The organism is Bacillus sp. MZGC1 (assembly GCF_002998605.1).
Lineage (GTDB): Bacteria > Bacillota > Bacilli > Bacillales > Bacillaceae > Bacillus.
In genome coordinates, this window is sequence record NZ_PVRE01000002.1 from 14,906 (window position 1) to 26,889 (window position 11,984).

An 11,984-nucleotide genomic window follows, 5' to 3' on the forward strand; every position below is an offset into this window, starting at 1 on the left:
AATCTTTTTTTTGTATAATCAACCAAATTTTAGTATAATAGAAAAAACATCAAAGGGGATCTCAATGTTAAAAAAATGGAGTGTTCTTATATTCACTGTTTTTCTATTAGCAGGATGCGGCGAGAAGGCCGAAGAAACCACGACAACCGAGAAGACGGTATCTACAATAAACACGGAGTCTGCTACTAAGAAGCAAGTAACCATCGAACAAATGAAACTGACAAAAAAAGAAAAAAACTTACTAGAAGCATCAACCCCTAATGAAATGGTGGCTTTGACACTAAAAGGATTAACGAAGAAGGATAAGAGTATTACGTTTATCGGGAGTCATTACAAAAATGGTCGATTAGCTAATCAGGAAGCATCATCTGCCACCTTTACTTTACATCAGAATGGAACCGACCAAACGATGAATGTGCTCTTGCAATTAAAGCATGAGAAAGATACATATGAATCACAATTTAGTATTTGGTCAGACAAAAAGAATGAGGGAATGACGAAAGCGACATCAAGCTTCCCGTTCAAAGTAAGTGACTATGTTTTTTCTGCACAATCTGAAACTGTCAAAGTCTCTTCTGGAGGAAAGGCATTGATTGCATATACAGCGGCAATGGGGAAAGACGGGAATTCACCTATGCTTGAAGTGATTGAGAAGAATCCAAAGCAAGCGCTGAAGAATAAGTCACAAGCATACTTATTTTATATCCAGCTAGATAAATAACTATCGTAATATATACGGAGAATATGAAGTTTTTTGACGAAAAATCTTCATATTCTCTTGACGAATTGTTAAGAAAGTTGTAACATAATAAAAGTCAACGCGATGACGTTGCTTTTTAAAAATTGATGCGGGTGTAGTTTAGTGGTAAAACCTCAGCCTTCCAAGCTGATGTCGTGAGTTCGATTCTCATCACCCGCTCCAATACATAATTTTGTTTATAACGCAGTATTTCGTTTCATAGATAAACGAAGTGTTGCGTTTTTTATTATGTCAGTATAATGTGAAAAAGCACTGTCAAGCTACAGTGCTTTTTCAATAAGTTCATATTTACTTTCTCCACCATGTATTTGTACAAACATCTTCGTCAAGGATTGGATTAGAGCTTCACTCTTTTCCCGGGAAATAGATGGCGGAAAGAGGATGATTTGCAGAATGTTTTTTGTGTCTTGAGAAATTTGTGCTTTACTTGCATGAGAAAATAATCCCTTAAGTCCCGCGTCGTCCTGCCATTCAATGTGGCCAGTCTCATGTTTTGCTAGTGAAAGCGGCTCTTCTATGCGATCAGCATCGAATGTCAGGATGGGCAAGAAATATTTTAAAGAGAAAAATATCGACAAATCCTGTACGGAATTGGTCGAGTCAATAAATTGTTCCTTTTGGATATCAGCAAGAATTGGCAGGAAAGGAACGTCTTTTAAAAGATCCGTCCATTCTTTGATTGCTGGTACTTCTTCTAAGACTTTATCTTCGTATTCAAAGAATAAAGATTCTTGAAACAGGCGTAGTCGGCCTTTTAACATTTGAGGGGATGTATCAACTTCAATATGCGAATATTCAATCTGTCCAACATGGATAGACGGGTTGTCAGGATGAGAAATTTCCATATGTATCTTCACAGTGACTCACTCCAATCGGTCATGATACACTCGTATTATACTGAAAACAACAGAAGAAACAAAGAAAGGAGGTTTGCAAGGTGATTCATGTTGGAGAATTAAAAGAAGAATTGATTCAATATGCGAAAGAAATTGGTGTCGATAAAATCCGATTTGCAAGTGCTGATACATTTGATTCATTAAAGGACCGCCTCATCTTACATGAATCGTTAGGGTATTTGTCAGGCTTTGAAGAGCCTGACATCGAAAAACGAACAAACCCTTCTTTGCTGCTTCCGAAGGCCAAATCAATTGTTGCGATAGCGCTCGCGTATCCTTCCAAAATGAAAGATGCTCCTCGAAGTACAAAGGATGCAAGAAGAGGGATCTTTTGCCGGGCTTCTTGGGGAACGGACTATCATGTTGTGCTGAAAAAAAAGCTCGATATGCTCGAGGAATTCTTGCGAAGCAAACATATCGATATACGGACAAAATCAATGGTGGATACAGGGGAACTGTCTGATCGTGCAGTAGCGGAACGCGCTGGCATAGGTTTTAGTGCAAAGAACTGTATGATTATCACGCCGGAGTTTGGATCTTATGTGTATTTGGCTGAAATGATCACAAATGTCCCATTTGAACCGGATGAAAAAATTGAAGACCAGTGCGGAACGTGCAATAAATGTGTAGATTCGTGCCCAACTGGTGCACTTGTGAATCCAGGACAGCTGAATTCTCAACGATGTATTTCATTTTTAACGCAGACAAAAGGATTTTTGCCTGACGAATTTCGTTCGAAAATAGGAAATCGATTGTATGGGTGTGATACGTGCCAAATCGTCTGCCCGATCAATAAAGGAAAAGACTTTCATTTGCATCCTGAAATGGAGCCGGACCCTGAAATTGCGAAGCCGCTCTTAAAGCCGCTTCTTACGATCAGTAATCGTGAGTTTAAGGAAAAATACGGTCATGTTTCAGGTTCATGGCGGGGGAAAAAGCCGATTCAGCGAAATGCGATTTTGGCACTTGCTCACTTTAAAGATACATCTGCCTTACCAGTGTTGATTGATTTGATGCACAAGGATCCACGGCCTGTTATTCGAGGCACGGCTGCTTGGGCAATAGGGAAAATTGGCGACGAGCAGCTGCTCCCAGAGTTGGAAAAAGCTCTTGAGCGGGAAAGTGATGAGGAAGCGAAACAAGAAATTGTCAAAGGGATTGAGTTTTTACAGACACCTTTAAATACTAAATAACATCCCTATGAACATAGAATGAACCAAACAGAGATTTTAAAAAAAGTTTGGTGGTGTCTGTGTGAAACAATTATTAGAGCAAACATTAGAAGACAGGCTTGGTTATTTATTAAATGGGAGTGCAATTAAACAGCCGCAGCTCATGTCTGATGTGGAAGCAGTTGAACGGAAAAAAGAGCTTTTTGCTAGAAGACAGGTGGAGATTGTCAAGGCGAAAGCCAAAGCAAAACTTCTTGATTCATCGATTCAGGATGACGGGGCTCAGCATGTGCAGTATCTCGCTCATCTCACTTATGTATGCAAGGATGCAGACGACTCTTTTTATTTAGAGGAGCAGGTAGAAAAAAGAGAAGCGTTCCTTTACAACGACATGCTTGTCAAAGATCGGATGATGCTAGAAAAACGGCAAATGGAAGAGCAGGTGGATGAGCGCTTTCACACCGAAGAACAGTTTGGGAGAGCCTTTCACTATGACCGGCGGGCAGCTGTGCAATATGCGGAGACGTACTGGAATAAACGAAATCCCGCCTATAAAAATTTTGAAGATAACTGCACAAATTTTATTTCACAATGCTTGAAAGCAGGGAATGCACCAACGAGAGGGTATCCGAACCGCGGATCTGGCTGGTGGGTGCGTCCTCATACGTGGAGCTATAGCTGGACGGTGGCTCATTCGATGAAAAATTATTTAGCGAATTCAAAAGCGGGTTTAAGAGCAAAGAAACTCAAAGAAGCGCAGGAGCTTCAAATTGGTGATGTCATTTGCTACGATTTTGAGGGAGATGGCAGGTATAATCATACAACCATTGTCGTCGATCATGATAAAGGCGGAATGCCTCTTGTGAATGCACAGACATATGACAGCCGTATGCGTTATTGGTCGTATGAGGATTCGACCGCCTATACACCTGCTATTCGTTATACGTTTTTTCACATTTTGGACGATGCCGCGAAGGATAGTTAATGGTATAATGTTGAGCGGAAAAGAAAATTAGAGGTGAACTTTTTTGGGACTTCATGTCGTTTTATATCAACCAGAGATTCCAGCTAATACTGGAAATATTGCGCGTACATGTGCAGCAACAAATACAACTCTTCATCTGATTCGTCCGCTTGGTTTTTCGACAGATGACAAAATGCTGAAGCGTGCAGGACTCGATTATTGGAAATATGCCAATGTGGTCTATCATGACTCGCTTGATGAATTGTTTGAGGCTCATCCGAAGGGACAATTCTTCTATATCACAAAATTTGGCCAAAAGCCGCATACGACATTTGATTACTCTCAGTTAGATGAAGACTACTTCTTCGTTTTTGGCAGAGAGACAAGTGGATTGCCGAAAGATTTGATCGAACAGAATATGGACCGCTGCCTTCGTTTACCGATGACAGAGCATGTTCGTTCTCTGAATCTATCGAATACGGCAGCAATTCTTGTGTATGAGGCACTTCGCCAGCAGCAATACCGAGATCTGATTTAAGGTCATAATGAAAGCCGGGATACCTATCTTGGCTTTTTTTATATGAGATAAGAAATATAAAGAAGGAAAATACGACTTTTTTTATACTTTTTTCACATGTAAAAAAATAGGTAGTATGATAGATTGTAATCGCGTTTTCAAAAAATAATGAATCCATTAAATGAGATGAAAAAGCTACTGATCACTAGTGCCATTAGCTCTGCTATTTTAATGGGGACGATTCCAGTCAGTATCCCAGGTCTCTCTCAGACGCAGGAAATAGAAGCAGCGCAATTATCGAAAGGTATCGGCGGGCGTACTTATATCAATAGCAATGGATCAATATTGGTCACAAAGATTCAACTCCCTCCCGCAATGAGTGTGTCAAATGGGACAGCTTATATTTATTCTGGATTCACAGGTTTAAAAGAAGCAGACATCGGTCTTCAATACAGTCCAACCTATAATGTGTGGAAACCTACGATGAAAGTAGGAACAAATAATCAAGAGACATATATCGAAGGAAAAAATGATTTTACGTATACAAATGGATTTAAGCCTGGAAGTACTGTGCAAATGACCATTTATAAAAACTTGAATGGACATACAAGAGCGACGTTCTGGGGGACAAATAATGTTGGTTATACCGGGCGTATCATCACAGAAATTCAAAACTCAAACATTGGCTCTGTGACTAAGTGGAAATTACTGTCGACAGTAGCAGTGACTGACGATATCTACCGGAAAGATATTCGGGCAAACTTCTCTACTCGTTTTACTGACATCACATTAGACAGTCGTGCCGTCACACCTGTGATTGATACGCAAGACTTTACGTCCATTCATGTATCAGGGAATACAGTGAATATGCAGGTGCTAAAAACAACGAATTAAATGAAAAAAGGATGTTCCGCTAATGGAACATCCTTTTTTTCATTTACCAGGCTTGCCTTCGTAGCCAGCTGTGAAAATGGATACTAAAAACGTAATGATGACGCCCATCATAATGACCGTTCTCATATAAGCTTCCCCCTTATCCCTTTGTTTCTATCGCTGCCTGTTTCATATGGTGTGAAGTTCGCCTTGAAAAGCAAGAGAAGAAGATCATTTTTCTCCTGTTTTTCCTTTATTATGAAGGGTCTTGCGGATGGTTGTCAATTCAGTTTGCCAATTCGTCATTTTGAAGAACGAAAGCATGTAATAGGACGCCTCCGCATAGATTGTAAAACAGTATCTGATTACTTGCTTCAATCTTGAAAGAGGAGGTTCATATGGATATTTTAAAGAAAATCGAACAGCACAGAGAAGAAGAGCAGCGTCTCAAATGGGAAGGCACATTCAGCGATTATTTAGACATTATAAAGGAAAATCCACTTGTCGCTCAATCTGCTCATTCTCGCGTTTATCATATGATTAAAGACAGCGGGATTGAAGAGGAGAATGGGGTCAGAACGTACAAATTTTTTGATCAGGAACTTTTTGGGTTAGAGGAATCATTGGAAAGATTAGTAGAGGAATATTTTCACCCTGCTGCCAAGCGGCTCGATGTGAGGAAGCGTATTTTGTTATTGATGGGACCAGTAAGCGGCGGGAAATCTACGCTTGTTACTAGGCTGAAAAGAGGACTAGAAGAATATTCACTGACAGATCATGGCGCAGTCTATGCGATCAAAGGCTGCCCGATGCATGAAGACCCGCTTCATCTTATTCCGCAAAATCTGCGGGAGGATTTCTATAGAGAATATGGCATTCGTGTGCAGGGGAATTTGTCCCCTCTGAATATGATGAGGCTAGAAGAGGAATATGGCGGACGAATTGAGGATGTAAGGGTTGAACGGATCTTTTTCTCAGAGGATAAACGAACTGGTATTGGTACCTTTAGTCCATCTGATCCGAAATCTCAGGACATTGCTGATTTAACAGGAAGCATCGATTTTTCAACCATTGCTGAATTTGGATCAGAGTCAGATCCAAGGGCCTACCGCTTTGATGGAGAACTCAATAAAGCAAACCGAGGGATGATGGAGTTTCAGGAGATGTTAAAGTGTGATGAGAAATTTCTATGGCACCTTCTGTCATTAACGCAGGAAGGAAATTTTAAAGCAGGCCGTTTTGCCTTGATTAGTGCAGATGAATTGATTGTCGCTCATACGAATGAAACCGAGTACCGGTCGTTTATTTCAAATAAAAAGAACGAGGCCTTGCACTCAAGAATTATTGTGATGCCGATTCCTTATAACTTGAAGGTGACAGAGGAGGAACGCATTTATCATAAAATGATTTCAGAAAGTGATGTTTCTGATGTGCATATTGCCCCGCATACGCTGAAGGTGGCAGCGATGTTCTCCATTTTGACAAGACTCAAAGAGCCGAAGCGTTCTGATATTGATTTGGTGAAAAAAATGCGTCTGTATGATGGAGAGAGTGTCGAAGGCTTCCAATCTGCTGATATTGATGAGATGAAAAAGGAATTTCATGATGAAGGGATGAGCGGAATTGATCCGCGGTATGTGATTAACCGAATTTCCTCCACTATTATTCGAAAGAATATGGAATCGATCAATGCGCTGGATGTCCTTCGTTCGTTAAAAGAAGGACTCGATCAGCATCCGTCTATCTCCAGCGAGGACCGGGAGCGCTATTTGAATTTTATTTCTGTTGCGCGAAAAGAGTACGACGATATTGCGAAGAAGGAAGTTCAAAAGGCATTTGTGTATTCCTATGAGGAGTCTGCGAAAACATTGATGGATAATTACTTAGATAATGTCGAGGCGTACTGTAATAAAAACAAGCTGCGTGATCCGTTAACTGGTGAAGAAATGAATCCTGATGAAAAGCTTATGCGTTCAATTGAGGAGCAGATCGGTATTTCTGAAAATGCCAAAAAGGCATTCAGAGAAGAAATTCTGATTCGTATTTCGGCTTATGCGAGAAAGGGCAAACGCTTTGATTATAATTCTCATGAGAGATTGCGAGAGGCGATTCAGAAGAAGCTGTTTGCTGATCTAAAAGATGTGGTGAAAATTACGACGTCAACGAAGACACCGGATGAACAGCAGCTGAAGAAGGTCAATGAAGTAGTGGCTAGATTGATTGATGAACATGGCTATAATTCAACAAGTGCAAATGAACTTTTAAAATATGTAGGCAGTCTTCTCAATCGTTAATAAATGAAGGAGGCATTATTGGCGCACCTGCACCGGTAATGTCTTTTTTAGAAATGATCGTCAACTTGGGTGACGAGCAGCATAGGATAAAGGAATCGGTAGTTAGAAGAATTGTGCAAACAGGTGAGGAGGGGGATGGATGTCCCGGCAAGAAAAAAGTCAGTTTATTGTATCTCAGGAAGACTGGTCCCTCCATCGAAAAGGCTATGACGACCAGCAGCGTCATCAGAAAAAAGTCAAAGAAGCGATTAAAAATAATTTGCCGGATCTTGTCACAGAAGAAAGCATCATCATGTCTAATGGAAAAGATGTTGTCAAAATTCCGATTCGTTCGTTAGATGAATATAAAATTCGGTATAATTACGACAAAAATAAGCATGTGGGTCAAGGCGATGGAGACAGCGAGGTTGGAGATATTGTCGCGCGCGATGGATCAGACAGTAAGCAAGGGCAAGGAAAGGGGCAGGGCGCTGGAGATCAGGCTGGTGAGGATTATTACGAAGCAGAGGTCTCATTAATCGATCTTGAGGAAGCGCTGTTTCGGGAGCTAAAGCTGCCAAACCTTAAACAAAAGGAGCTTGACGACATCAGTGTCGAGCAAATTGAGTTTAACGATATTCGCAAAACCGGGTTAACAGGCAATATCCATAAAAAACGAACGATGCTGTCGGCATTTAAACGAAATGCGATGACAGGCAGTCCTTCCTTTTATCCAATCTACCCAGAGGATATCAAATATAAGACGTGGAATGAAGTGACCAAACCAGAGTCGAAAGCCGTCGTTTTGGCGATGATGGATACGAGCGGAAGTATGGGGCTTTGGGAAAAATATATGGCGAGAAGTTTTTTCTTTTGGATGACACGTTTCTTACGGACAAAGTATGAGACGGTCGATATTGAATTTATTGCCCACCATACGGAGGCGAAGGTTGTAGATGAAGAGCATTTCTTCTCGCGGGGCGAGAGCGGAGGGACCATTTGCTCTTCTGTCTATCGAAAGGCACTAGAGCTCATAGACGAACGATACCCGCCGTCGCAATATAATATTTATCCTTTTCATTTTTCTGATGGAGACAATTTGACCTCAGACAATGCACGGTGCGTGAAGCTTGTTTCTGAAATTATGAAAAAAGCCAATTTATTCTGTTATGGTGAAGTGAATCAATACAACCGGCATTCTACATTAATGTCAGCATATAAGCATATACAGGATGAGAAATTTAAGCATTATATTTTGAAGCAAAAATCAGATGTTTTTCTCGCACTAAAAAAATTTTTTCAGCAGGAAGAAGTTCTTTCGTAAATAGCACATTTGAAAAAACCTTTCAGCATAAGGGCTGAAGGGTTTTTTGTATGGAGAAGGAAGGGATCACCAGAAAAAAAGTAAAACTTTCTCTTTGACATTTCAATTTTCATTTATTAATATTTAATCTTGTTAAATATAAGTTTTTCAAAAAAGATGCCGATCGTCTTTTCTTCTTTTTCTACTCTTTGCTCATGAGTGAACAATAAGTATAAATGGGCTGCACACCATTTTTCAGGCGGAGTAGATGAAGGAGAAATAACAGCTTTATGAGCTTGTTTCATATTCTGTCAGATGATGGGCATTCTAAGTTTGCTAAAGCAGATGACACTATATTTTTATACATGAAAGGAGAAACAAAACATGAACAGAGGGCGTTTATTGCTAACGAACATTATTGGCCTTATTGTGATTCTTGCCATTATTGCCGGAGGTGCTTATTACTACTACGAAAGCACAAATTTTGTCAAAACTGACGAGGCGAAAGTGACAGGTGACATGTATCAAATCACAGCACCAGCAGCTGGACAAATCAAAGGCTGGGATATCAATGAAGGTGACGAAGTGCAAAAAGACAGCACAGTTGCAAAAGTTGAAGGAGAAACAAAAACAAACATTAAATCAGTGGCTGATGGCACATTAGTCAAAAAAGAAGTACAAAACAATCAACAAGTGCAGCCTGGTACAGTTCTTGGTGAAACCATTGATTTAAGCAAGCTTTACATCACAGCGAATATCAAAGAAACAGATATTAAAAGTATTGAAAAAGGCGACAAAGTCGACATCGTGGTAGATGGTGATCCTGATACAACATTTGAAGGAACAGTTGAACAAATTGGTTATGCGACAAACTCAACATTCAATATGCTGCCAGCAACAAATTCAAGTGGTAACTATACAAAAGTCACACAAAAAGTAGCAGTGAAAATTTCAATTAAAAATCCATCAGACAAAGTACTTCCTGGTATGAATGCTTCTGTCAAAATTTCATCTTAATGATGTTTGATATCAAAAAATGAAAGGAGGTTGTCTGAGATGGCAAATCAACCTGCAGCAACAAAACAGGGAGCAGGCTCCTTGTCTTTACTGATCATTTTAATGGCCGGCTTGTTCGTAGCGATTTTGAACCAAACGCTTCTGAACGTAGCCATGCCCCATTTAATGACTGAATTTAATGTGAGTGCAACGACGATTCAGTGGCTTACAACAGGTTATATGCTTGTCAACGGTGTGCTGATTCCGTTATCTGCGTTTTTAATCACACGCTTTGGACAGCGCAGCTTATTTCTAGTCGCCATGATCTCGTTTACACTAGGGACCTTTATTTGCGGGATTGCGCCGAACTTTTCAACGATGCTCATCGGTCGTTTGATTCAGGCAATCGGCGGCGGTATCCTGCAGCCGCTCGTGATGACAACAATCCTTTTTATTTTCCCTCCGGAAAACAGAGGGAAAGGAATGGGGATTTTCGGTCTTGCGATGATGTTTGCTCCTGCGGTAGGACCAACATTATCTGGTTATATTATTGAACATTATTCTTGGCGTATTATGTTTTATGGACTTGTACCAATCGGAGCGATTGTCATTATCGCGGCTTTCTTTATGTTTAGAAATATTGTAGAGCCTAAAAAAATCAAGCTGGACAGCCTTGGTGCGATTCTTTCCATCGTTGGTTTTGCTTCGCTTCTATACGGAGTGAGTGAAGCGGGAAGTGATGGCTGGACAGATCCGATCGTCTTATCGACGATTATTGTTGGTGCGATTGCGATCATTCTCTTTATTTTCCAACAGCTGAAAGCTGATAATCCGATGCTTGATTTCCGCGTGTTTAAATACAGCATCTTCTCATTATCAAGTGTCATTAATATTATTATTACAGTTGCCTTATACACTGGGATGTTCTTACTTCCGATTTATCTGCAGAACCTCGTTGGGTTTACGGCATTGCAATCCGGGCTATTAATGCTTCCAGGGGCACTTGCGATGCTGATTATGTCCCCGATTTCAGGGATTTTGTTTGATAAATTTGGACCTCGTCCGCTTGCGATTGTGGGGATGCTCATTACCGTTGTCACCACATTCGAGTTTACAAGGCTGACCATTGATACATCGTATAGTCACATTGTGCTCATGTATGCAGTTCGTGCATTCGGTATGTCACTCCTTATGATGCCGGTGATGACAGCTGGGATGAACCAATTACCACAGCACTTAAACAGCCATGGTACAGCGATGTCTAATACATTAAGACAAATTAGCGGTTCGATCGGTACGAGTTTGATCACAACGATTTATACGAATCGGACAACATTCCATTATTCCAATATGGCGGATCAAACAAATACAGCGGACCCGTTCTTTATGAATTCATTCCAGGCGGCTGTGTCGAATGTGATGCATCATATGGGCATGACAGCTGAAGCTGCTCAAAAATATGTATCCACCCAGCTCTTTACGAAAGCACAGGTCGATTCAAACGTAATGGGCATCAATGATGCTTACATGTGGGTAACGTTATTCTGTGCCGCTGGTGTCATTCTCAGCTTGTTCCTGCGTGATGTACGTAAGGATAAAAAGCGAAAAGATCAGCAGCATAAAAAACAAGAAATGACACTGCTTCCAGCACCTAAGGAAGCAAACCAAGATGCAAGATAAGTGTGGAGGGACCGTACATGAAAATTTATGTCGTATACGATAGTGAAGGTGACCATACAAAAGCACTGGCAGAAGCAATTGCAGCAGGCGCAGGTGAAACAGAGCAAGCTGAAGTATTCGTCGATCACGTGAAAGATGCGGATATTCGCAAGCTGGATCAAATGGATGCGATCATTTGGGGCTGCCCTGGTCACTTTGGTACCATTAGTTCTGGGTTAAAGACATGGATTGACCGTCTTGGCTACCTATGGGCAGAGGGAAAACTGATCGATAAAGTCGGTGCCGTTTTCTGTACAACTGCTACAACGCACGGCGGTTTAGAAATGACGATGCATAATTTGATTACACCAATGTTCCATCAAGGGATGCTTGTCGTTGGCCTTCCTGGAAATGTGCCAGAGAATGCTTTATACGGCTCTTACTATGGAGCAGGTGTGACATGTCCGATTGATTCTGATGAAGTGATTTCTACAGAAGGCATTGAACTCGGCAAAGCATTAGGAAGACGTGTAGCATCAGTCACTGCGTCATTTAAGCGATAAGGAGAGGG

The 11,984-nt window shown here is 40.9% G+C and carries 11 protein-coding genes and 1 tRNA gene; 11 read left to right on the forward strand and 1 reads right to left on the reverse strand.

Annotated features, from left to right (window positions below; all coding sequences use genetic code 11):
* The first annotated feature begins 64 nt into the window (after positions 1-64).
* Together C6Y06_RS05125 and C6Y06_RS05130 are read left to right on the forward strand one after the other, a co-directional pair.
* Positions 65-721 (forward strand): hypothetical protein, encoded by a 657-nt coding sequence (locus C6Y06_RS05125; RefSeq protein ID WP_106036591.1) that lies wholly within the window; start codon positions 65-67, stop codon positions 719-721.
* 127 nt (positions 722-848) lie between these two features.
* A tRNA-Gly gene (locus C6Y06_RS05130) sits at positions 849-922 on the forward strand.
* 98 nt (positions 923-1,020) lie between these two features.
* Here the strand turns inward: C6Y06_RS05130 and C6Y06_RS05135 are convergent.
* On the reverse strand, positions 1,021-1,617 hold the full coding sequence (locus tag C6Y06_RS05135) for a hypothetical protein (protein WP_223250500.1): 597 nt from the start codon (positions 1,615-1,617) through the stop codon (positions 1,021-1,023).
* An 83-nt stretch (positions 1,618-1,700) separates the two neighbouring features.
* Here C6Y06_RS05135 and queG point away from each other — a divergent pair, with 83 nt between their 5' ends.
* From queG to C6Y06_RS05180, 9 genes are all read left to right on the forward strand, one after another.
* The gene (queG, locus tag C6Y06_RS05140; RefSeq protein ID WP_060596035.1) at positions 1,701-2,849 is read left to right on the forward strand and encodes a tRNA epoxyqueuosine(34) reductase QueG; all 1,149 of its coding nucleotides are present in this window, start codon (positions 1,701-1,703) and stop codon (positions 2,847-2,849) included.
* Positions 2,850-2,910: 61 nt separating this feature from the next.
* Positions 2,911-3,813 carry an amidase domain-containing protein gene (locus C6Y06_RS05145; RefSeq protein ID WP_106031608.1) on the forward strand — a complete coding sequence of 301 codons (903 nt, stop codon included), beginning with the start codon at positions 2,911-2,913 and terminating at the stop codon, positions 3,811-3,813.
* Positions 3,814-3,856: 43 nt separating this feature from the next.
* Positions 3,857-4,330, forward strand: a complete 474-nt coding sequence (gene trmL, locus C6Y06_RS05150) for a tRNA (uridine(34)/cytosine(34)/5-carboxymethylaminomethyluridine(34)-2'-O)-methyltransferase TrmL (RefSeq protein WP_034282301.1) — start codon at positions 3,857-3,859, stop codon at positions 4,328-4,330.
* Between the two features lie 165 nt (positions 4,331-4,495).
* Positions 4,496-5,203, forward strand: coding sequence for a YrpD family protein (locus C6Y06_RS05155; protein WP_106031644.1), 708 nt, complete (start codon positions 4,496-4,498; stop codon positions 5,201-5,203).
* Positions 5,204-5,580: 377 nt separating this feature from the next.
* A complete protein-coding gene (locus C6Y06_RS05160; protein ID WP_034663803.1) occupies positions 5,581-7,476 on the forward strand; it encodes a PrkA family serine protein kinase in 1,896 nt (631 codons plus the stop codon).
* Between the two features lie 139 nt (positions 7,477-7,615).
* On the forward strand, positions 7,616-8,779 hold the full coding sequence (gene yhbH / locus C6Y06_RS05165; RefSeq protein WP_106036592.1) for a sporulation protein YhbH: 1,164 nt from the start codon (positions 7,616-7,618) through the stop codon (positions 8,777-8,779).
* Between the two features lie 363 nt (positions 8,780-9,142).
* Positions 9,143-9,775, forward strand: coding sequence for a biotin/lipoyl-containing protein (locus C6Y06_RS05170; RefSeq protein ID WP_034663794.1), 633 nt, complete (start codon positions 9,143-9,145; stop codon positions 9,773-9,775).
* 39 nt (positions 9,776-9,814) lie between these two features.
* Entirely contained in the window at positions 9,815-11,434 is a 1,620-nt protein-coding gene (locus C6Y06_RS05175; protein WP_034663790.1) for a DHA2 family efflux MFS transporter permease subunit, read from the forward strand.
* Positions 11,435-11,451: 17 nt separating this feature from the next.
* On the forward strand, positions 11,452-11,976 hold the full coding sequence (locus C6Y06_RS05180; RefSeq protein ID WP_034663787.1) for a flavodoxin family protein: 525 nt from the start codon (positions 11,452-11,454) through the stop codon (positions 11,974-11,976).
* The last annotated feature ends 8 nt before the right edge of the window (positions 11,977-11,984 follow it).